General features: G+C 51.2%; 17 protein-coding genes and 2 tRNA genes. 9 read left to right on the top strand and 10 right to left on the bottom strand.

Annotation, left to right across the window (positions count from 1 at the left end):
* Positions 1 to 25: 25 nt before the first annotated feature.
* The 4 genes from C7382_RS00340 to cysS all read right to left on the bottom strand — a co-directional run bounded on the left by C7382_RS00340 (position 26) and on the right by cysS (position 4,399).
* Positions 26 to 703 carry a hypothetical protein gene (locus C7382_RS00340; RefSeq protein WP_116678330.1) on the bottom strand — a complete coding sequence of 226 codons (678 nt, stop codon included), beginning with the start codon at positions 701 to 703 and terminating at the stop codon, positions 26 to 28.
* Positions 704 to 825: 122 nt separating this feature from the next.
* A complete protein-coding gene (locus C7382_RS00335; RefSeq protein WP_116678329.1) occupies positions 826 to 1,839 on the bottom strand; it encodes a glycosyltransferase in 1,014 nt (337 codons plus the stop codon).
* A gap of 17 nt (positions 1,840 to 1,856) precedes the next feature.
* Positions 1,857 to 2,876, bottom strand: a complete 1,020-nt coding sequence (locus C7382_RS00330) for a patatin-like phospholipase family protein (RefSeq protein ID WP_116678328.1) — start codon at positions 2,874 to 2,876, stop codon at positions 1,857 to 1,859.
* A 50-nt stretch (positions 2,877 to 2,926) separates the two neighbouring features.
* On the bottom strand, positions 2,927 to 4,399 hold the full coding sequence (cysS, locus tag C7382_RS00325; RefSeq protein ID WP_116678327.1) for a cysteine--tRNA ligase: 1,473 nt from the start codon (positions 4,397 to 4,399) through the stop codon (positions 2,927 to 2,929).
* A 136-nt stretch (positions 4,400 to 4,535) separates the two neighbouring features.
* Between cysS and nhaA the strand changes: the two genes are divergently transcribed.
* The 3 genes from nhaA to C7382_RS00310 all read left to right on the top strand — a co-directional run bounded on the left by nhaA (position 4,536) and on the right by C7382_RS00310 (position 8,849).
* Complete coding sequence (gene nhaA / locus C7382_RS00320) at positions 4,536 to 5,888, top strand: Na+/H+ antiporter NhaA (RefSeq protein WP_116678326.1); 1,353 nt, start codon at positions 4,536 to 4,538, stop codon at positions 5,886 to 5,888.
* A gap of 955 nt (positions 5,889 to 6,843) precedes the next feature.
* The gene (gene dnaA / locus C7382_RS00315) at positions 6,844 to 8,262 is read left to right on the top strand and encodes a chromosomal replication initiator protein DnaA (RefSeq protein WP_116678325.1); all 1,419 of its coding nucleotides are present in this window, start codon (positions 6,844 to 6,846) and stop codon (positions 8,260 to 8,262) included.
* A gap of 14 nt (positions 8,263 to 8,276) precedes the next feature.
* Positions 8,277 to 8,849 (top strand): acyltransferase, encoded by a 573-nt coding sequence (locus C7382_RS00310; protein ID WP_116678324.1) that lies wholly within the window; start codon positions 8,277 to 8,279, stop codon positions 8,847 to 8,849.
* Positions 8,850 to 8,851: 2 nt separating this feature from the next.
* On the opposite strand, the gene C7382_RS00305 is transcribed toward C7382_RS00310, so the two are convergent.
* Positions 8,852 to 9,871, bottom strand: a complete 1,020-nt coding sequence (locus C7382_RS00305; RefSeq protein ID WP_116678323.1) for an acyltransferase — start codon at positions 9,869 to 9,871, stop codon at positions 8,852 to 8,854.
* A gap of 77 nt (positions 9,872 to 9,948) precedes the next feature.
* On the opposite strand from C7382_RS00305, the gene C7382_RS00300 reads away from it, so the two are divergent.
* The gene (locus tag C7382_RS00300; RefSeq protein ID WP_116678322.1) at positions 9,949 to 10,653 is read left to right on the top strand and encodes an SIR2 family NAD-dependent protein deacylase; all 705 of its coding nucleotides are present in this window, start codon (positions 9,949 to 9,951) and stop codon (positions 10,651 to 10,653) included.
* Positions 10,654 to 10,741: 88 nt separating this feature from the next.
* Here C7382_RS00300 and C7382_RS00295 read toward each other — a convergent pair whose 3' ends face one another.
* The 4 genes from C7382_RS00295 to C7382_RS00280 form a co-directional block, all read right to left on the bottom strand.
* On the bottom strand, positions 10,742 to 11,881 hold the full coding sequence (locus C7382_RS00295; RefSeq protein WP_116678321.1) for a metallophosphoesterase: 1,140 nt from the start codon (positions 11,879 to 11,881) through the stop codon (positions 10,742 to 10,744).
* A gap of 51 nt (positions 11,882 to 11,932) precedes the next feature.
* Positions 11,933 to 13,312 (bottom strand): MATE family efflux transporter, encoded by a 1,380-nt coding sequence (locus C7382_RS00290; protein WP_116678320.1) that lies wholly within the window; start codon positions 13,310 to 13,312, stop codon positions 11,933 to 11,935.
* A 129-nt stretch (positions 13,313 to 13,441) separates the two neighbouring features.
* A tRNA-Asn gene (locus C7382_RS00285) sits at positions 13,442 to 13,515 on the bottom strand.
* A 17-nt stretch (positions 13,516 to 13,532) separates the two neighbouring features.
* Positions 13,533 to 13,609, bottom strand: a tRNA-Asn gene (locus tag C7382_RS00280).
* Positions 13,610 to 14,226: 617 nt separating this feature from the next.
* Here C7382_RS00280 and C7382_RS00270 point away from each other — a divergent pair.
* Positions 14,227 to 15,510, top strand: a complete 1,284-nt coding sequence (locus C7382_RS00270) for a T9SS type A sorting domain-containing protein (protein WP_116678318.1) — start codon at positions 14,227 to 14,229, stop codon at positions 15,508 to 15,510.
* A 168-nt stretch (positions 15,511 to 15,678) separates the two neighbouring features.
* On the opposite strand, the gene C7382_RS00265 is transcribed toward C7382_RS00270, so the two are convergent.
* Entirely contained in the window at positions 15,679 to 16,308 is a 630-nt protein-coding gene (locus C7382_RS00265) for a peroxiredoxin (RefSeq protein WP_116678317.1), read from the bottom strand.
* 495 nt (positions 16,309 to 16,803) lie between these two features.
* Between C7382_RS00265 and C7382_RS00260 the strand changes: the two genes are divergently transcribed.
* From C7382_RS00260 to porW, 4 genes are read left to right on the top strand one after another with little or no spacing between them, the layout of a single operon-like run.
* On the top strand, positions 16,804 to 18,063 hold the full coding sequence (locus tag C7382_RS00260; protein WP_116678316.1) for a 3-phosphoshikimate 1-carboxyvinyltransferase: 1,260 nt from the start codon (positions 16,804 to 16,806) through the stop codon (positions 18,061 to 18,063).
* A gap of 21 nt (positions 18,064 to 18,084) precedes the next feature.
* Positions 18,085 to 18,528: a phospholipase gene (locus C7382_RS00255; protein WP_116678315.1), complete on the top strand. Its 444-nt coding sequence runs from the start codon at positions 18,085 to 18,087 to the stop codon at positions 18,526 to 18,528.
* Positions 18,521 to 19,333 carry a metal ABC transporter permease gene (locus C7382_RS00250; protein WP_116678314.1) on the top strand — a complete coding sequence of 271 codons (813 nt, stop codon included), beginning with the start codon at positions 18,521 to 18,523 and terminating at the stop codon, positions 19,331 to 19,333. Before C7382_RS00255 ends, C7382_RS00250 begins: the two co-directional genes overlap by 8 nt.
* On the top strand, positions 19,320 to 22,805 hold the full coding sequence (porW, locus tag C7382_RS00245; RefSeq protein ID WP_116678313.1) for a type IX secretion system periplasmic lipoprotein PorW/SprE: 3,486 nt from the start codon (positions 19,320 to 19,322) through the stop codon (positions 22,803 to 22,805). The genes C7382_RS00250 and porW overlap by 14 nt, the downstream gene beginning before the upstream one ends.
* Positions 22,806 to 22,818: the final 13 nt, after the last annotated feature.

The following is a 22,818-nucleotide window of genomic DNA, read 5'->3' as shown; positions in this document are numbered from 1 at the left end:
GGACTACTTCGCGTAGTGTTAGAAACTATTTCGTGACCCAGAAATACTTCTCGAACAGATCCTCAACATCCGACTTGAGTACTTCTATGTCCAAAGGCTCTTTGTTCTTGAAAACCGTGGAACGAAAAAAAGCTACATCATTCTTCTCAGCATCTACGACAAGAGCCAAAACTCTCGTTTGAGCTTTGATGGGAACGGGTATAAACATACCCAAAGACAAGAGACCAACAACCCCTCCTTTGATTGACTGGTTGAGATAGTTACGCTTTGTTCTGGTCACTCCTTGCAAAAGGACGAAAAGGCCAAAGCGCTTGCCCGAGGCCTCAAGGAGCGAGTCCACGGTCGAACCCAAGACTACATTGTCGAGCGTTTTCTGTTTTTCTATTCTCGCACAAAGATCTAACACTTCATTTTTAACTTGATGCCTAAGCCAATCATTAGAGAAGTCTATTCTCCCCATTACTGGTAGGAGACTTTGCTTAGACAAAATCTCATCCAGCATGAGAGAGCCTATGCGCGACAGAGAGTCGTTATGGACGGGTTCGCTACCTTGCTGAATAAGCGCGACAAAACTCAATGGTTCCATAAGTTGCAAGTCAGTCACTTCTCCGGCTTTCACTCCGGAAGTTAGCATCTTCGTTGTATTGCAAGAAGCGAACAGAACGAGTAGGAACGGAATCAGTAACAGGGTTCTTTTCATCATTGTATTTTTTGTTTTTTATTGTTTAGTGGTTATTGTCCTAAAGGTTTGGGGATAAAGGGTCTTGAAAGAGTACTTCACAAGAAAAAGAGAACCTCTGTCGCAAAGGACACAACGAAGCAATCTCAATCGTAAAAAGTCTTGTCAAAAGCTTTGAACTCCCGATGTCCCAATACATAGCACCTCCAACATGCAACGAGAAAGCCGCTTCCATATCCCCACAACTGGACGAAAGAGGCTGGGACTGCGAGGAGGGCGCTGCGCGGTGTGAGGCCGGTGCGCCACGCATCTAAGAAGAAAAGCATGGCCAACAAAACAAGCGGGAGCAGTGACCACGAGCAGAAGAATTGTCCGACCAGCAGCACCACACTCACCAACGTGAAGAGAGCCGGCAGAATATGTACGAGCTTCATGCTTCCGGGATGACGCCTCTGCAGGTGAATACGAGCAATACCAGAATTATATACCTGACGGAAAAACTTGCGAAAGTCCACTCGCCGCTTATGGAAGACAAAGGCTTCGGGAAAGAGGCGCACCATGCATCCCGCACCGAAGAGTCGTAGACTGAAGTCAATATCCTCTCCGAAACGCATCTCTTCTGAGAAGCCACCGAGACTTTCATAGACTGAACGTCGGCAACCTAAATTGAAGCTACGAGGATAAAACTTGTCCAATCGTACACCTTTACCACCGCGTATTCCTCCGGTCGTGAAGAACGAAGTCATTGCATAGTTGATAGCTTTTTGCACGGGGGTGAACCCGTCGGCAGCAGCGTCGGGGCCGCCGAAAGCATCAGCACGAGTCTGTTCGATACCTTTCTGCACGGCAGCTATATAGCCTCTCGGCAAGATGACATCCGAATCCAAGATCAGAATGTACTCTCCTCTCGCCATTCTTGCTCCGAGATTGCGCGCTGCGGCGGGTCCGCCATTGGGAACCAAGACATAATTAAGGTTGAAGTCGCCTCTGAATAGATCGACAACGCGATCGCAACGGAGTGAGGAACCATCTTCAACAATAATCACTTCAAAGTTGCGTGAGGTCTGATACAGCAAACTCTCCAGAAGTTCTCGCACCTCATTTGGCCGATTGTAAACGGGAACTACGATAGAGAACGTAATGGGGACAGAAGAGTTCATGTGCCAAATGACTTAAGTTATTTATTTGACTTGGCCTCTTCGTTATTGTACCACTCAAAATAAGACTTGGTATAGGCGCGGCCCGATTCCAACAAAGCTTTCTTCTTGGCTTCAGTGATAGAAAAATCCGTAGCTCCGACACCCAGCGTATCAATGTAAATCGTACGTTGCCAGTCATCACTGTGGAGGTGCGCACTATTCTGAGCAGATATCAGTGTGTCGAAAAGAGCCACTGTGTAGTCGAAGAAACTATCAATCTGGCGGATAGGTGGCTCGGCATTGTCGCGAAACATGGCTATCTCCTCCTTACTATCAAGGCGAAACCCCAACGTTTCCTTATTATATACGTATTCGGCTATCTTTCTATTCTTCTTGACAAGCTTCTTGTTGGTAGGCTCATAGTAGGACGTACGTGTAAAGTTTTTGGCAACATACTTTGTACGATCAAACACCTTGATGGGATAATTGTCCACCACTGCTCCATCAACATACACATCGCCACGCATACTCCGCTTGGCAGCAAAGAAAAGTGGAATTGACATAGAGATGCGAGCAGCATCGGCGATACAGACGCGAGGAGTGTGCTCGGCCGAGAAAATCTCGACATAGCCCGTGGAAAGATTGGTCCCGATGAGGAAAAGATTGAGGAAAGAATGATCTCCCTTTCTGGCAGCCAAATCTGCAAAGGTCGTCTCCGAGTTACCCGTTTTGGCCTTGATGAAACTGCCGATCCATTTACGGAAGAAATCACCTTTGTACCAGCCATACTCTTCAATCAGCCTCTTGGAATCGCGGATGATACCCCAAGAATCATCCAAGAAGTTCTTAAAGTTCAGATCCCACATGATCGATTTGATTTCCGACGGTGTATACCCCAAACCAACCAGAACTGCGACGATTGCACCCACCGAAGTGCCTGCCACTCGTTTGATCTTAGGATAGATCTTTTCCTCCTGCAAGACCTCAAGAGCACCCACATAGGCAATGCCTTTGACACCGCCACCTTCAAAAACCAGATTCTTGAAAAAATAAGCCATTGTATATCAGTATTAAAGTTGTTAATGCTCAGTGGTGTGTGACCGACGACTTAGTTCAATTTCCACTCGGCACCGTCCTTCGTGTCCTTGATGGTGAAGCCGAGATCAGTCAGTTCGTCGCGAATCTTGTCGCTCGTAGCCCAATCTTTGCGCGCCTTGGCCTCTGCGCGGATATTCAGTAGGAGATCCATCGCTTTGGCAAAGGCCTCATTGCCGGAAGCTCTCGACGCACGTTCGTCGCGCATGCCGAGCAGATCGAAGAGGAAGAGACGGAATACCTCACGCAACTCGTCGAGATCGGCCTGTGTGATCGTGCCTTGCCCATTGTGGACTGCATTGATGGCTCGTGCCGCATCAAACAGTGCCGCGATAACCATAGGGCTGTTCAAATCGTCGTTCATGGCGTCGTAGCAACGCTTACGCAGCCCAGCTACTTCCACAGAGGTCGCATCCGCTGTCTTAAGTCCGTCCAAGAGAGCCGCGGCATCGAGCAGACGTTCCATCCCCTTCTCTGCAGCTTCGAGAGCTTCGTTGCTGAAGTCCACCGTACCGCGATACTGAGCGCCGAGGATGAAGAAGCGGATCGTCATAGGCGAATAGGGCTTGTAGAGATTGGGGTGGTCACCAGTAAAGAACTGCTCCAGCGTGATGAAGTTTCCCAAGCTCTTACCCATTTTCTGCCCGTTGATCGTAATCATATTGTTGTGCATCCAGTAGCGCACGATGGGATGGCCGTGCGAAGCCACTGCCTGAGCTATCTCACATTCGTGATGCGGGAAGACGAGATCCATGCCTCCTCCGTGAATGTCAAACTCCTCTCCCAGATACTTACGCCCCATAGCCGTACACTCGCAGTGCCACCCGGGGAACCCTTCACTCCACGGACTGGGCCAACGCATGATATGCTCGGGCTGAGCAGCTTTCCAAAGAGCGAAGTCCACACCGTTTCGCTTCTCGTCCTGGCCGTCGAGGGAGCGGGTATTATTGATCATTTCCTCAATGTTGCGACCACTCAGCACGCCATAGTGATGATCGCGATTGTACTTCTCTACATCGAAATAAACTGAGCCGGCACTCTCATAGGCGTAACCCGCTTCAAGGATTTGCTTCACCAGCTCTATCTGTTCGATGATATGTCCCGAAGCCATCGGCTCGATGCTCGGAGGCAAAACGTTCAACGCCTCCATGGCATGGCGGTAGCGCGTCAGATAATGCTGCACCACTTCCATGGGTTCGAGCTGTTCGAGTCGTGCCTTCTTGGCTATTTTGTCTTCCCCCTCGTCGGCATCGTGCTCCAGATGTCCCACGTCGGTGATATTGCGCACATAGCGCACCTTATATCCCAGATGCTGCAAGTAGCGGAAAAGGAGGTCGAACGTGATCGCCGGACGAGCATGTCCCAAGTGGGCATCGCCATAGACTGTCGGGCCGCATACGTAGAGTCCGACGTGTGGTTCGTGGAGGGGGACAAATCGTTCTTTGCGACGATTAAGCGTATTATAAATCTCTAAGGAGTGTTCCATTGTAATCATTGGTTTTATTGCAATAATGGCAAAGGTAGCACAGTTTTTAATTAACTTTGCGAACAGTCGCGCGCAAAAACAGGTTCGCAAAAAAGTTGTTATCATTTTTTAGGTCTCCTATTCATTGAAATAGCGTATGAAACAAGCTTTTCGTTTTATTAAACCCCTCGAACGGATAACCCAATTCAGACCTAGTGCCACGATGATGTTGTTCATCGCCACGGTACTCGCTGTCATCATGGCCAACAGTTCGCTCAGCGGCATCTATTACGAAATCCTCGACTATCCCATCAGTCTTCAAATCGGAGGGCAAGAAGTCTTCTACCACCATGGCGAGACGATGACACTCCTACAGTTCGTCAATGACGTCCTCATGGTTATCTTCTTCTTGGCTGTGGGGCTTGAGATCAAGCAAGAAATCCTCGTCGGCGAACTATCCTCCGTCAAGAAAGCCCTCCTTCCCATCGTAGGAGCTACGGGAGGGATGATCATCCCCATACTTTTCTTCCTGCTTGTCATGCACGAAGGCCCCGGTATGCGAGGCGCAGCCATCCCCATGGCTACAGATATAGCCTTCGCTCTTGCCGTCTTGGCTGCTCTGGGCAGTCGCGTCCCGACGAGTCTCAAGATTTTCCTCACCGCGCTGGCCGTGGCCGACGACATAGGGGGCATTATCATCATCGCCATCTTCTACAGCTCGCATATTCACTTTGGTATGTTAGCCATCGCCTTCGCCATCTTGGCATTTATGTACATCATGGGGTGTATGCGCGTGAACAGTCTCTTGTTCTACTTCGTAGGCACCTTCTTCGTATGGCTCTTCTTCCTCCAGAGTGGTATCCACACGACTATCGCCGGTGTGCTGGCCGCTTTCACCATTCCGGCTCGCCCGGGGCTGCATGCCAAGAATCTTCGAGCCGAGTTGCGCTCTCTCTTTGAAGCCATGCCGGACGATAAGATTCGACAGGCAGGCAATTCACTTGTCCTCAGCCACACCCAGATCAGCGTCATCAACTCCATGCGTCAGCGGACACGCAACGCTATCAGCCCCATGCAGCTGATGGAAGGAATTCTCAGTCCGATTGTCGGCTATTTCGTCTTGCCACTATTTGCCTTCGCCAATGCCGGCATCACGCTCGGCGGCGTCACGGCGGATGCGCTATGGGGTGTACCATTGGCCATTTTCCTGGGTCTCTTCGTCGGCAAACCGGTGGGTATATACTTCTTTACAGTGGGCTTCCTCAAGCTCAAGCTTTGTCCCTGGCCCCAAGGAATGAACCGCCTGAATCTCTTCGGCCTGTCCATATTGGGCGGTATCGGATTCACCGTCTCGCTCTTTATCGCGACTCTTTCCTATACGTCTGCTGAGCATTTGCACTTCCTCAATGAAGCCAAGCTCGGCATCTTCACGTCGTCCATCTTGGCAGCCGTGGCAGGTATGGTAGTACTGCGCTACACACTCAATCGCAATTCTGCGTCCACGAAGTAAAATAGGACGATTTCTTTTAGGACAAGACTCCACCCCCTCCCCAATTAGATATGGTGCAAGCCTCTGCTCGGATGAGCGGAGGCTTTTTTACGATTATGCTTGACTCGGACGGATGATTCTCCCGAACAACGTGAATGATCAATCAAAATCACAAAGCCACATACACAAAGACTTGCAACCGAACAGCCAAACAATCGGAGAATATGGCGCATAATTGCGGCGCCTTTTGGCGCGGGTTTGAACGAAAAAGACGCGCCATTTCTTTTTCATTTACGCGCATATTTTTTTCGGAACTGGCGCCATTTCTCAAAAAATTATGCGCCGGATCTCTTGCATTCATTGCGCCAAAATCGCTGCGAAATACGCGTGTTTTCAGACAAGCATCGACAGAATAAACATCTCAGCCCCCATCAGACGGTGCCGAAGGAACCCACTAATCGCGCATGAATGCAGCTTCTCCACCCATCTATACTACCTTTGTGAAATGAGAAAATGCTTCTGGTTTGCAGCTCATGACCCCTTCCGAGGCAAAATCGGAGTCGGGAGTGAACAAAATTCGGCCAAGTGTGCAGAAAATCGTCCGACAAGAGGCAAAAAATTTTCAAATCACTGCTTTTCTTATTTGGAATCAGTATAAATAACAGGGCTGTTGAAAAGTTTTTTTCTCACCCCTCGCAAATGCTTTATACATAGGCAACTCAGGGCTACTCATTCGTTGTTAATAACTTAACCAACCAACCCATGCAACCAATTTAATCCACTGAAAAACAACGAATTACGGAAAATACGTTCGTTGTTGATACTTGACAACCGTAACACATTGAAAACAATATAGATACAATTCTTTTGAATTTTGCTACACTTTTCGGCGGTTGTTTTTTTGCTCTTTTGTTTGAACCTTTGTTTTCCCGAAAGACAAGTGAGCACATGCTCCACATCAAGCGGAGAATTATATATGAACTATCACTCGACCAATGTAAATGATATATGGAATGCCTGCCTCCATATCCTGCAAGATATAGTGGATGAGCGGGCTTATCAGACCTGGTTTGTACCCATCGTACCCGTATCCATCGAAGGAGATACGCTTACGTTGCAGGTACCCAGCCAGTTCTTCTGTGAATTTTTGGAAGGCAACTTCGTTGAGCAGCTGCGCACCGTATTGGGTCGCGTGATCGGCCCCAATGCATCACTCCAGTATAATGCCCTCGTGGATAACAGCTCTCCCAAGCATCCTCGCACAGTGACGTTGGCAGGATGTACCCAAGAAGGGACGACAGAGCAGCTTGAGGCAGACCAGATGCGGCAAGGTATGCCCCATACCGCCACGCATACTGAAGCGCAAGACTTCGACACGCAACTCAATAGCAAACTCAGCTTCCGCAACTTCTATCAGAGCGACTGTAACTATGTGGCACGTTCCGTGGCAGAGGCCATTGCCTCCAGCCCGGGCAATACGCCCATGAACCCCTTCTTTATATACGGACCTTCAGGCGTGGGCAAGACCCACCTCTGTCATGCACTCGGACTGCGCGTGCGAGAGACGCACCCTCGTCTGAAAGTATTATATGTATCGAGCCACCTCTTCGAGATGCAGTTTACCACAGCTGCACGCGCCGGTACGATCAACGACTTCATCGCCTTCTATCAGCAAGTGGATGTGCTCATCATCGACGACATCCAGTGGCTCATCGGCAAGAAGAAGACACAGCTGGCATTCTTCCAGGTCTTCAATCACCTCTATATGCTCAGCAAGCAGATCGTGCTCACCTCGGACAAGCCGCCCGTGGATCTCAACGGCATGGAGGAGCGCCTCGTGACGCGTATGGCGGGTGCCACTTGCGTGAAGATTGAGCGTCCGGATTTGCGCTTGCGCCGCGAGATTCTGCAGCAACGCACCATCCAGAGCGGTGTATCGTTGGACGAGTCTGTATTGAACTTCATAGCCGAGAACGTATGCGACAATGTACGCGAGCTCGAAGGCACCCTCGTCTCTCTGATCACCAATTCGGTAGTCATCGGCAAGGAAATAGACTTGAGCTTTGCCAAGCGCATCGTACGTCAGGCCGTGCGTCTGGAGAAGAAGGAAGTCACAGTGGAGTGCATCCAGCAAGCCGTATGCAAGGTGTTCCAAGTACAGGCCGAACAGATCAAAGGCAAGAGTCGCAAGCAAGACATCGTGCAAGCGCGCCAAGTCATCATGTTCCTCTCGAAGAAATACACGGGACAATCCCTGTCAGCCATCGGCGAACTAATGGGCGGTCGCAATCATGCTACCGTATTGCACGGTTGCCGTTGCGTGACCAATGAAATGGAGATGAACGCTTCGTTCCGCAACACGGTGGAGCGAGCCGAGCAAATGATCGCCCATTAACAAATACGCCCCTTATGATTCATCCCACCGCCATAGTAGAAGACGGTTGCATCCTGGGTCAGGGCACGCGCGTTTGGCACTTCTCTCATCTGATGAGCGGTGCCATAGTAGGAGAGAATTGCAACATCGGGCAAAATGTTGTCATGATGCCGGGTGCTCGTTTAGGCAATGGATGTAAGGTGCAGAACAACGTATCGTTGTACACTGGGGTTGTATGTGAGGACGGTGTATTTCTGGGTCCGAGCTGCGTCTTCACCAACGTGATCAATCCGCGAGCCTTTGTCGAACGCAAATCCGAGTATAAACCTACGTTCGTTGCGACAGGAGCGAGCATCGGAGCGAACGCCACGATTCTCTGCGGTGTGACGATTGGCGCCTATGCTATGGTGGGAGCGGGAGCAGTTGTGCTGCACGATGTAGCTCCTTATGCTCTGGTTGTGGGCAACCCTGCCCGACAAATCGGATGGATCAGCCGGTCGGGACACCGCCTTACGTTCGACAAGGACGGCCTTGCTACCTGTCCCGAGACGGGAGAGCGTTACAGAAAAAGTCAAGAAAACGACGGAATAGAACCACTGGTGGACTGAAGTTATACCAAGCTGCGGGCGACGGGCAGTCGCTTCATCAGCCGCACCACTCCCCAAGAAATAAGAAAAACTAAGGCTACCCGCACAGGGATATTGAGCCATGCGTGCTGCATCAGGACGGGAGTCGTGAGCACGAGCACCTTTGTCACCACATTCAGTACTGCGATGTGGACCAAATAAATCCCCAATATATCTCCCTGCATCTGCCCGATTCGCTCGATCTTCGGGTTACACCTGCGCAAAGAGACGAAGAAAGCAAAGAAACTCACCGCCGAAAGGACGATGAGCGGCGAAAGATTGCGGTACAGATACAACCCCTCTCCGCGATCAAAAGCATAACGACTGGCGGCGTATAAGGCCACAGAGGAGAGCAGATATAGGCACAGGATGGGGAGCGTCCGGACGGGAGGATAGCGCCGGAGCGTATAACCGATGAGGAAGTAGCCGATATAATCCACCCAAAGGAGCGGGAAGAAACGGTTGTACCCCAACACATAGTCATACGTATTGGAGAGGATTCCCACCAAAAGGAAAGAAACACTTAGCGCCCAAAGACGTTTGCGTGCGGTGTTTTCTCCATCGACTTCGCACCGTCGGATCACCTCGTTCAGGAGAGGTACGAAAGCGTACAGTCCCAAAAGCATCACCACATACCACAGATGCACGAATGATCGCCCTTGCCAAAACCCGGCCAGATAGCTACCGATATCATTTCCCTTAACCCACATCCATAACCAATAGAAGGGTAACCAAAAGAGAAGTATGCCCAGCAGTCGTGGCATTCGCTTCCGATAGAAAATGCCCCATGCCTCATACCGACCCAAAACAAAGGCACCGCTGATGATCACAAAGAGAGGAACGGCCGGCTGCACGACTGCTTCCCAGCAGAGGCCCGCGAGGAAATTGGCTCCATCATTCACGCCTTCGAGCACATACTCACCCGATGTATGAATCCCAATTACCATCAATCCGGCCAAAACACGGAGGACATCTATAGCACCATTTCGCCCTTTTGCTGTCATAAGTATCTGATTATTGGGACAAATATACGCGGACTTCTCTTTATCTTTGCTAATAACCCCTAAACGCAGAACCCGATATGAAAAAGAAAAGAATCGTTGTTCTCAGCGGAGCCGGCATGAGTGCCGAAAGCGGCATCTCTACTTTTCGCGACTCCAACGGGCTGTGGGAGAATTATCCCGTGGAAGATGTAGCCTCCATTGATGGCTTCCATCGCAACCCCGCACTCGTCCTCAAGTTCTATAACGCGCGTCGCCGCGACTACCTCGGCTGTCATCCCAACGCCGGTCACATCGGTTTGGCGGAAATGGAACGAGAATATGATATGCGCATTGTCACGCAAAACGTGGACGACTTGCACGAGCAGGCAGGTAGCACATCCGTCATTCATTTGCATGGCGAGCTGATGAAGAATCGTTCCGTAGCTACGGACACCATACTCTACCCCGTGGATCCGGCTCAGCCCGACCTACATGTGGGCGACTTGGCGCCCGATGGCTTTCAGCTACGCCCCTTTATCGTATGGTTCGGAGAGGCCGTTCCGATGATCGAGCCGGCCATCAAAGAAGTGTCCGAGGCAGATATATTAGTGGTTATCGGCACCTCTCTCAACGTCTATCCGGCTGCAGGTCTGCTCAACTACGCCCCGCACAACTGTCCGATCTACCTCATCGACCCCAAGCCGGTGCACAGCACCTCACGGCAGGACATCCGCTATATACAAGCCACTGCCACCGAAGGCGTCCGTCTCTTGCGCCAAGCACTACAAGAAGCGGACTACTAAAAAAGAAAACCCCAAGCATCTGATCGTTCACACAGGGCTTGGGGTTTGTTGTTTCTTGTCCGAATGGATGCAGACCGACGGACTACGGTTATTCTTTGGCAAACTGAATATCCAGTATAACGATCTCGCTTCGGGTAAAAACACGGATCGCCGGACCGGCAGCTCCTACACCGGAACTGACGAAAAACTGCGTGTGTCCTTTCCGCTGATAGCCCCACGGATTTTCAAAAGCCAGTCGTGTCAGCAGCGTAAACGGCCAGATCTGTCCGTTATGCGTGTGCCCATAGAGAGCCAAATCCACACCAGTCATCGCCACACTGTCGAGCACATGAGGCTGATGATCCAGCAGAATCGATGCTTTGGTCGTGTCCACCTGCGGCATTAGTTCGTGCAGCGGAGCACGGAATACATTCGTACTATCATCCCTTCCCACCAGATAGAATACCCCGCCCGGGGTCGCCACCTCGTCAATGAGCAGATGACCGATGGAGCGGAACCACTCACGTTTCTCCACCTCGTCGGCCCGATATTCGTGATTGCCCAACACATAATATGCTCCCATCGGCGTCTCATCCTGCAAGCGGCGCATCATTTCCGTAATGCCATTGCGACGGGCATATCTGCCGTGGTAGTCGATCACATCCCCGCCCACGAGCACCACATCGGGACGTTCTGCCAGCGTTCGCTCCACTACATAGCGAATGTATGGAGCCGTCACGGTCTCACTGATGTGAATATCGGTCAGCAAAGCCACACGCATCGACTGCCTGCCGTCTATGGCAGGACGATCGAGCTGTACAGTCATGTGCTTTACTTCAGGGAAACGCACGATGTGCATACCCTTGATCATAAGCCCCGCCGAGACAGATCCGATAAGGAAGAAGAGGATGAGACGGACGCGTGCTCGCCCGTTCTGAGTCAATCGGGCATATCCATGTACCCACCGACGATCGATCAGTCGGACTATTTCGACGAGTACCAGAGCGAACATCACATAGATCGCCATGAAAAACCAAAATCCAGTCACGGACATAATCCCGCTCATCAGGGCATCGGGCAACACCCTATTACCTGCAAAACCTACGACATACAGTCCGAATATGGCTGCCATCAGGGCATAGAACATCTTGCGCCAAGCCCCTCGGGCCGGCAAAGCCTGCCCTCCGCGATATGCGATATAGAGGGTCAGGAGATATTGGAGGAGAAAAGCTTCGAGAAATACTTTCATCGTTATAACCTAATAACAGTCCTAATGGGGAAACGGCTCAGTCGCCTCACTTCATTCGGCAGCAGCAGGTTTCTCGGCATACCCGATTCGTTTCATATGAATCGTGATCATGAAGAATGCCAAGATGACCGAAGCCATATCACTGATCGGCAGACTCCACCACACACCATTCAGCCCGAGGAAACGAGGAATGATGAGCAAACAAGGAATCAAGAAGAGTATCTGACGCGTCAGACTCAGGAAAATCGCTTTCCTGCTCAGACCGATACTCTGGAAAAACTGCGTCGTCGTAATCTGAAAACCGAGCAGAGAGAAGCCCGCAAGCGTCATACGCAGCGCCGGAGCACAGAGGTCCACCATCGGCTTGCTGCTCGTAAACATCCCCACAATGGCACGAGGCATCAGCATCGCCAGCGTAAAGCCCACAATGCTGACAAGAAGATTGACAGTACAGCTGTAGCGATAGGTCGTCTTCACCCGCTCCATATCCTGTGCCCCGTAGTTGAAGCCCACGATCGGCTGCATCCCCTGTGCGACACCCATGATGATCATAAAAAAGAGCATCGCATAGCTATTGATGATCCCGAAGGCTCCGATAGCCAAGTCCGTCGTCTCAGGCGTATCACCGTATGCAACGAAAGATCGGTTCATGATGACGTTGACCAGACTACCCGTCAACTGCATGGCGAAAGGAGCCACCCCTATGGCTGTGATGCCGCCTATGGCAGGGAGAGACAGCTTAAAGGCCGATCGACGAAAACGCACGATACTGTCGCGCCGGAAAAAGTGGGCCAGCACATAAAACGAGCAGACCATCATCGAAATAGCAGTAGCTATGGCAGCACCCCGAATCCCCATATCAAGCGGATAGATGAATACGTAGTCCAGCACCACATTGGTCAATGCGCCTATGATCATAGTCGTCATGGCCTTGCGGGGATAGCCCGAGGCACGCATGACGGAGTTGTATCCGAAGCTCAGGGTAGAGAAGATATTGGCAGGAATCACTATCTGCAGATACTCCATGGCATACGGCAGCGTGCGGTCGCTCGCCCCGAAGAGGCGCAATAGCGGCTCCATGAACAGAAAGCATGGGACGATAGTGATGAATTGCGTGAAGAGCGTCAGAAAGATGGCATTGGCCAATGTATGCTCCGCACCGCGTATATTTTTTTGGCCCAATTGGATGGATACGCGCACAGAAGCTCCGGCACCCACCAGCATCCCGAAGGCTTGCAGGAAGATCAGTATCGGGAATGTAATGGCCAGCCCCGAGAGTGCATACTCGCTCACACCCTGCCCGATGAAGATACGGTCCACGATGTTATAAATAGAGTTGAGCACCGTACCCACTACTGCCGGCAAGGCATAGCTGAACAGGAGCTTGGGGATTTTTTTCGATTCTAATGCTTGGATCTGCTGGGACGACATACGGCTGTTCCTTCCTCTTGTTCTCTCATTTCATACAGACGAGGAGCGATTGCAAAGATAATGCACAGAAACGCCCCGTCCATACAAAAGAGACCGAAAGCCCTCACGGACTTTCGGTCTTTTCTTTTGCTCTTCCTCTTGGACTTGAACCAAGGACCCTCTGATTAACAGTCAGATGCTCTAACCAACTGAGCTAAGGAAGAATGGAAAAACTTCTGTTTGGCGCTTTCTCTTGGGCTCGAACCAAGGACCCTCTGATTAACAGTCAGATGCTCTAACCGACTGAGCTAAGAAAGCATTTTTCGCTTTTCGTGATGCAAATGTAGTGCAATATCTCAAACCTGCAAACAGTTCCGCAAAAAGTTTGTGTCCCAAAAGCGACTTTTCTCTCGCGATAAATGCTTTTACCGTCGCAAAAACGTGATCCGTTTCCATTAGGTCTCCGGTTTCTTCTGAGACGACAATGACCTATCGCACAGACAATACCACTCCCCCCCCCGAGTCCTCAGAAAATACTAAGGAGCATCACTTTTCTTAACTCGCTACAGCTCGTTGACGCCACAAGAGCGCACTTTTCAAAATTATGGGCCGAAAATCAGCGAAAAATGGCACCGGAAATCAGGGAATTTCGCGCCAAAACTTTTTCGATCCGGCGCATGATTCTTCCCGAAATGGCACCAAAACAATATTTTTTTGGCGTGAGTTTTCTCGACTATTGGCATAGGTTGAAATTCGCAACTCTCCTATACGTTTTTTCACATGCGTGTTTCCATCCCTACAGTGGGGGGGAGGAAGGATTCGATTTAGGAGCATATTTCTCTTTGGTTCGATGTCAAATCGATACATTTGGGGCGAGAATTCTTATTTTTGTTTTTTAGCAAAACCATTTGTCTAACATCAAAACAAACCAAATTATGAGACTACGAACTCTATTTCTCTCGCTGATTCTCCCTCTCAGCACCTTTCCTCTCCATGCACAAAACTACACAACGGATGCACCCTACATCCGTATGACGACAGAAGGCGGCTGGGATGCTAAAGACAATAATGCCGTATGGATGCTGACAATCACGCCCCAGAGCGGTGCACAAAATGTGTGGGTGGACTGGAATGGCAATGAACAATACGACACCGGCGAAGAGTCTTACGCCGAAATCCATCCGGTTACGAGCAAGACCATCACCATCTATGGCGACGTGGTGGAGCTGGATTGCCCCTTTAACGACCTCCTCTCACTCGACATCTCGCACAACGAAATGCTCGAAGTCCTCTTCTGCCAACAAAATCTGCTCACAGCTCTGGATCTCTCCAAGAGTCATTCCCTCACAACGTTGGACTGCGGATACAACCGGATACAATCTCTTGACTGCTCGTCCCTGCTTAATGCTACCGAGATCTACTGCGACCGCAATAAAGTCCTCGAAACGCTGATCCTCCCTGCTACAGACAAGCTGACTCGTGTGGACTGCTTTGTGAATAGGCTAAAGACATTGGATGTGAGGCAACTGCCCAACCTACACTATCTATACATTGACGAGAACGAAATCGAAGAGATAGACCTCTCAAATAATACCAACCTCCTCGGGCTGACTTGCTCTGCCAATAAACTGACCAAGCTCGATCTGGGCAAGAATACGAATCTCACCATTCTCGACTGTAGCCGGAACCACATTCCGCAACTCTCCCTCTCACCGAATACCAAGCTGAAAACCGTAGCATGTTACAGCCTCGGTCTCTCAGGCGAATCCCTGGATGAACTGATCGCCTCGTTGCACACCAATTCGGCAAGCGAATCGAAAAAATTTGTTGTCTTCTCCAATCTGTCCGACGAGAACAATATATGTACCACAACGCAGGTACAGGAGGCCGCCGAACGTGGATGGACTGCCATGGAGGAGATTTTCAACAGTGAAGGAATAGTGATTGATCGTATCCCTTATGCGGGCACGACTGGACTGACAGAAATTTGGGCTCAACCCAAGCTTTTCATCTACCCTAATCCTACGACTTCTGTCGTCCATGTATGTCTGCCCGAAGCTCTTGCAGGAGCGACTGTCACCCTTAGCAATGTTGCAGGAAAGACCGTTCTTACGCTGCCCTCGGTTGAGAGATCTTTCCGCATCGACCTGAGCAATTATCCGCAAGGGGTGTACATCCTCCGAGTGGGCACTGCCTTTGCCAAAGTTTTGCACCAGTAAGCCGCACAAAACGAGCCTCCCGCCTTTTACCATAGAACATAAAAAAGTAAATCCCGCCTTCGCAGGCGGGATTTGCTATTTAGATAAAGGCGACAACTGTAGAGAGAAGTTGCCTTTACATACATTCAAAAAATATACGGTCTGAGAAAAAATTATTTGTTGCTATGCTTAGTGGTTGCTCAGGTAGCCGGCTACGCCTTCGTTGGTAGCCTTCATGGCATCCTTACCTTCGCTCCAGTTGGCGGGGCATACCTCGCCATACTGCTCGAAGTGACGCAGTGCATCGACCATACGGAGTGCTTCGTCCACGTTACGGCCGAGGGGCAGGTCGTTGATAGTGATGTGACGCACCACACCTTCCTTGTCGATGAGGAAGAGACCTCTGTAGGATACGGGAGCACCTTCGCTCACGGCATTGCCTTCGTCGTCGTAGCCGAATTCGGAAGCCAATACACCGTAGTTTTCTGAGATGGTCTTGGAGAAGTCAGCCACGATGGGGTATTCCACACCCTTGATGCCTCCGAACTTCTTGTCCATCTGCAACCATTGGAAGTGAGAGAACTCAGAGTCCACCGAGCAGCCTACTACAGCTACATCGCGCTTTTCGAACTCTGCTTTCTTTTCTTGGAAGGCATGCAGCTCCGTAGGACATACGAAAGTGAAGTCCATCGGATAGAAGAAAAATACTACATACTTCTTGCCCAAATACTGCTCAAGCGAAAAGTCTTGAATGATCTCGCTGCCTTTAACAGCTGTTGCTCGGAATACCGGAGCTTTCTTTCCTACCAAAGTTGTCATATTGATGTTGTTTTTTGTTCTGATTGATAATTGTTTGTATCATTTAACCGTTGCAAATGTAGGAGCCGACGTCCACTCCCACAATAGAAGATTCATCGAATATTTCTATGCTCTCATAGACACGCACTATAAGGACTACTCCTAAACAATCTAATCCACTTATAAACAACGCCTTAATCAGCTATCCTGTGGGATAAAAAAGTCGTCTCTTCTGCACTCATTCTGCTCTCCATCCATGCACCTACAGGCGAAAAAAGTCAGAAAACAGAGCAGAGATTGAGGAAGTTTCTGCGCGAAGAGAAATATGGGAACAAGTCTTCTTGGGAGAAGGGACGGAACTACAGAGGATCAACCACGGCCAATCTTGCTCAAGGGACAAACAAACTACGTGGGCAGAGACAGACAGGCTTTTTACTAACTTTGTTGCTTAGGAATTGTACAGAGAGGGGAGTTCCAAATGGTATTCATCCCTCAAAAGCGACAATCACCGATGCAATGAAAAGCCTACACTGCACGTTTAATCCCATAGGGATGGCTCCCGAAGTCAGTCTGACACTGCCATCATCCAAGAGCGAATGGATAAGGCTACTGCTGCTTCGTGCCATGAGCGGAGAGGCACTCGCGCCGCTCTCGGGCAATGCTCCCACGGATGTGCAAGTGGTGCACCGTGCATTGACATCGGGACTTGCGGGTCGGATAGATGTACAGGACGCAGGTACCGCCATGCGCTTCCTAACAGCCTATGCAGCTCGCTTTGCCACTTCGCCAGTGCTCCTGCAGGGGACTGAACGGATGCATGCACGTCCCATCGGGCCATTAGTGGAGGCTTTGAGATCTTTGGGGGCAGATCTGTCATACGAAGGCGCAGAGGGGTTTCCTCCGTTATCGGTGCGTCCGGCTGCCATGCGTGAAGGTAAGATAAGGATAGATGCGGGGATGAGTTCGCAGTTTGTCAGTGCATTGTTGCTCATTGCTCCCACCCTTCCGGACGGGCTGCACATCGAACTGACAAGCCGTGAGGTATCGGCTCCCTATACGGAGATGACTTGCCGCCTGTTGACTGCCTATGGCATCGATCTCAGACGAGAGGGAAGCACCATCGTGGTACGCCCCGGAACGTTAGCTCCTCCTGATAATCTTTCGGCCACGGCCGACTGGTCATCTGCGAGCTATATATATAATATGGTATCGGCAGGTGCAATCAAAGGGAAGGTGCGGCTGGATGGTCTGGTCCTCCCGCCCGACAGTATGCAAGCCGACAGCCGTGCGGCCGAACTTTTCGGGCGGCTGGGCGTTCTTACAATACCGACCGAGCGCGGCATTGCGCTCTGCTACAGGCATGAACGCCAGGCAGAAGACTTCGGCTCAGCCAATATGCGAGATTGTCCTGACCTCGTACCTGCATTGACCGTATGCTGCTTGCTGAAAGGCGTACCGTTCCGTTTGACGGGCATAGGACACCTGCGACTGAAGGAGAGCGACCGTCTCGAAGCCATCTGCACGGAAGCCGGACGATTGGGTTACGCCGTCCATGCCGATGGCGATGCTCTCTACTGGGATGGAGAGCGACACAAGGCGGAAGAGAATCCGGTGATCCGCGTGTACAAGGATCACCGTCTGGCGATGGCTTTTGCAGCAGCAGCCATGACAACGACAAGCGGGATCGTCTTAGAAGACGCCTCCGTAGTAGGCAAGAGTTTCCCTGATTTCCTCGGCGCGACTGAGCTGCTGGGACTGAAATGGGAAGAAGTATAAAGAAGACAGAGAACACCGAAGATGAGCAACATCTGGATACTGATAATCGGCATGGTCGCACTCGGACTTATCGCCGCTCTGACGGAAATCCTCTACGCACGCAAGCGCAGAGCCGCCGCTGCACAAGGCAAGCCCTTGGAAGAGGAGTCGGTGCGGGTGATACCGGAAGGCTGCTGCGGCATGCACATCACATGCGAAAAAGACAGCTTGCTCACAGCCGTGAGCAAGAGCATCGTTTACTACGACGATGAAGAGCTCGACCGCTATGCCGGCATACGCCCCGAGGAATATGAAGACGAGGCTGTGGAGGAATTTGAAGAAGTCCTCGCCACCCTGCAAGAGGAGGAAGTGTCCGCGTGGATACGCAGTCTTCAGCTACGCCAGATAGAGATGCCGCTCACCATCAAGGAGCAAGCCTTGCTGATTGTATCCGAACACCGCATCCAACACAGACACGATGATTGAAGCTCTTGAGTACGGATTCTTCCGCAATGCCATCCTCGGCAGCCTGCTCACGGCCATCGTGTGCGGGCTTTTGGGCAGCTATGTAGTTGCTCGTCGGATGGTTTTCGTGAGCGGGGGGATCACACATGCATCTTTCGGCGGGATAGGAATGGGACTATACTTAGGTATCAATCCACTCCTCTCGGCGGCAGGTTTCGCCGTTCTCTCGGCACTGGGCGTACAGGGGGCTGCTCGCACAGGACTACTTCGGGAGGACTCGGCCATTGCGGCTTTCTGGTCGCTGGGAATGGCGTTGGGCACGCTCTTCGTAGCTCTCACACCCGGGTACAGCACAGGGCTCTCGGCTTTTCTCTTCGGCAACATCCTTTTGGTGTCACATACCGACCTATTCCTGCTCAGCGGCATGGCGTTGTTAACGATCGCTGCATTCATCTTCGGCTTTCGCACCATCCTGTACACGGCTTTCGATCCGGACTTTGCCCGAACAAGGGGTGTGCGGGTACAGCTTGTAGAGATGCTCATGTCCGTAGCCATCGCTCTGGGTATCGTGTTAAGCATTCGCCTCGTAGGTATCATGCTTCTGATGTCTCTACTGACACTACCACAGAGCATCATGAATCTCTTTACCTCCCGCTTCTCCGCCATTTTGGTTGGTTCGGTAGTGCTGGCTGCCGTAGCCGCACTGATCGGATTGTGGGGAAGTTATACATTGGGCATCCCATCGGGAGCATTCATCATCTTGGTTTTGGTCTGTTTGTTCCTACTGGCCAAAACCATTAAGCACTTTGTCCATGCGCAATCATAGTTCTCTCTATCCGCTTTTGTCCCGTCTGGCCATCCTCACGGCCGCTGCTTTGGGCATCCTCTCGTGCTCGACGTCAAAGAACACGGCGGGATCACGCTTCTATCACAACTTCACCACGCGCTACAATGTGTTCTACAACGGGGATAAAGCATACAACGATGCTTATGTCGGTATGCTCCAAAACCATACAGAAGGGTATTCAGAAGAGATATTTCTGGACCCCATCACGGCGCAGTCGGGACAAGAAAAGGCCAAAACGGGGGGAGCTTTTGACGGTGCTATCATCAAAGGGCGCAAAGCTATCCAGCTACACAGCATTCGCACCAAACCGGAACGCAAACAAGGATGGCAGAACGATCCGAAAGCCGTAGCCTTCCAAAACAAACGAGAGTACAATACTTTCCTACACAATGCGTGGATGCTCGTGGGCAAATCGCAGTTCTACAACGCCGATTTCCTCCAAGCGCAGGCTACATTTTCTTACATCGCCCGCCTCTACAGCAACGAACCCGCCATTCGGGATGAGGCACGCTTGTGGCAGGTGCGCTGCTATAGCGAGATGGGATGGCTCCACGAAGGACAGCGACTATTGGAACGCATCCCCAAAGATCAGCCGCATACAGTTCGTCGCGGGCTCTACTCCAAAGCCGTGGCGGAGCGTTTTATCCTCGCGGGAGAGAAGAGTGCTGCCATTCCTTACCTCCGTCAGGCTGCCGCCAAGGAGAAGAATCGTCACCAACGTGCCCGCATGTACTACTTACTCGGACAGCTTTTGCAGGACGAAGAAAGGCAGGACGAGGCACGCAAGGCTTACACGAAAGTTCTGGGCGCGACGCCGCCTTTTGCATTGGACTTCGCTGCACGCCTCCGCAAGATGGAGTTGGATAGCAAAAAGAACCCTCGTTCTGTAGCCAATCAACTGGAGCGAATGGCCAAACGCAGCAAATATCAGGATGTGCAGGATCAGATATTCTTTTCCGCCGGCAACATCTTCATGAGCATATCCGATACGACCTCTGCCATCAAATCGTTCTTGGCCGGTATTGAAAAGAGTACGACTCGTGGTACGGATTATGCCCTTTGCCAAATTCGTTTGGGTGACATCTATATGCAAAGGCGGCAGTATCTCCTCGCACAGCCCTGTTTCTCGGCTGCTGCAGGAACCCTCAATCGTCTCAATCCCGACTACAAACGCGTGACCGAACTGTCCTCCCAGCTGGATGAACTGGTGGGTCATGCCCGCATCGTACACGATCAGGATAGTCTGCTGACGCTGGCTGCCATGCCTGAAGAGCAGCGGCTGGCTGTTATCGACAGTGTCATCAAAGCCTACATTGAGGCTGAAAAGAAGCTGAAAGATGAAGAGGAAATAGAAAAATTGAAACAGAATCAAGAAGCTTTCAATGCAGAAAGCGATGGTCTCATAAACCGCCCGACGCAAAACCAAGGCATGCCTCAAGCGCCGCAGCAGACGGGTTCGGGAGAATTCTACTTTTACAATCCTCTATTGATCGCACAAGGAAAGACTGCTTTCGAGCGGAAATGGGGAAAACGTGTACTCGAAGATGATTGGAGGCGCAGACGCAAGCAGGCCAACTTTGACACACCGACAGACGAAAATACTGCCGCCGAAGAAGGAGAAGAAGCTCAGACAGGAGCTTTGATGACCGAAGAAGAATTACAAGCTGCAGCCGCTGACTCGGCAGCATCCGACCCTCGCAATCGAGCTTATTATCTGGCTCAATTACCCATGACGGAGGACGCGAAAGAAGCTGCGGGCAAACTTATCGCGGAAGGTCTCTTCGGAATGGGTACGGTATTCAACGAACGAATGGAGAAGTTCGACGAATCGGCCGCCACATACGAGACGTTGCTGCGCCGCTATCCGAACTACGAGAAGCGTATGGATGTCCTCTATCGCCTCTTCATGCTCTACACTCGTATGAATATGCACCGAGAGGCCGAACGATGTCGCTCGCTCATCCTCCAACATTATCCCCAAGACAATCTGGCTAAAGCCCTCAGCAATCCTAATTACCTGCAGGAGTTGGCCACGATGGACCGACGACAAAACCAATTATATGACGAAGCTTTCGAAGCATACCTCCGAGGAGCGGTGCAGACAGTGCGCAGGAATCGCAACGAATGCCGCGAACGCTTCCCGTTATCGGAGCTGGCTCCGCAGTTCGACTTCCTCAACGCGCTCTGTTACGTGCTTGATGGCGATGCCAAGGGCTTCTCAGATGCACTCAAAGCTCTTGTAAAAGACTACCCGAAGGCAGAAGTCACCGAGTTGGCATCGTCCATGCTGGCGGAATTGCTTCGCGGACGTTCGATTGTGCAGGGAGGGTATAGCGGTATCAATTGGGACTTCCAGTGGGGAGGAGCAGAGGCGGACAGCATTTCGCCCGACTCATTACCGCCCTTCGTCAAGCCAAGAACATTCGAACGCACGCGCCTCATCCTTTTGGCTCCCTCAGGTACGCTGAATCAGAACAGAGTACTCTTTGCATTGGCGTCGTTCAACTTCTCTCGCTTCACGGAGCATACGTTGGAGATCACACAGAGCACCGTGGGCGGATTCGACCAGTGGTTGATGAGTTCGCTCCCGAACACGCGCTTGGGATGGCAATACATTAAAGATGCATTCTCACCCGAAGGATTCATGTCCGCCATGGGAGAGAATAGTCTTCTCTTCCCCATATCAGAAACGAATTACCAGCTTCTCATACAAGGAAAAGGCATCGGCCAATATATGGCTTTCCTCGCCCAAGAAGAAGTTCCAGAGACGGCATTCGTACTGGATCGCTGGCAACAGATCAGCGGCCGGGCCCAAGCGGCAGGCAAGGAGGACGAGGACGAAGTGACGCCAGGCTCTCCTGTTACTGAAGAGGAAGAGCTTCCAGAGCCGGCAATCACCCGACCCGACTCGACTGCTCCTGCGACAAGCCGACCGATCACACCCGTGAAGCAGCAGCATGATAGTCTGCAGGTGGCAGCACCTATCACCTTCGACATCGACAGGGAGCAGATTACTTCAAGCGCAATACCCGCTACTGCTGATACGACAGCCACCGACTCCATTGCAGCAAAGGCTGATCTGCCATCGCTCCGACAGCAAGAGGGCAAGGGCGTCTCCGCAGAGCAGATACAACGTCTGGCCAAGGATCGTGCCCAAAACGAGAAAGACGAGAAGAAAGCACTCGAAAAAGCCAAACGAGAGAAGGAGCGCGACCGGAAACGCGAACTCAAAAAACGAGAGCAAGAGCGCGAACAAGCACGTCGCAAGAAACTCAAAGAACAGCGTCAGAAGCAGAAAGAGCGCGAAGAAAAACTGAAACAAAAGGAACGAGAACGCAAGGAGAAGTTGCGCCAACGCGAACAAGAACGCAAAGCGAAAGAAAAGGAAAGAAAGCAAAGACTGAAGGACGGTCAGAACAAGACCAACTCGAATAAAATAGGAAGGACATAAGTGCATCACCATT

The organism is Porphyromonas loveana (genome assembly GCF_003096695.1).
Lineage (GTDB): Bacteria > Bacteroidota > Bacteroidia > Bacteroidales > Porphyromonadaceae > Porphyromonas > Porphyromonas loveana.
The sequence above is the reverse complement of the archived record's forward strand: the minus strand, read 5'-3'. Positions and strand labels throughout refer to the sequence as shown.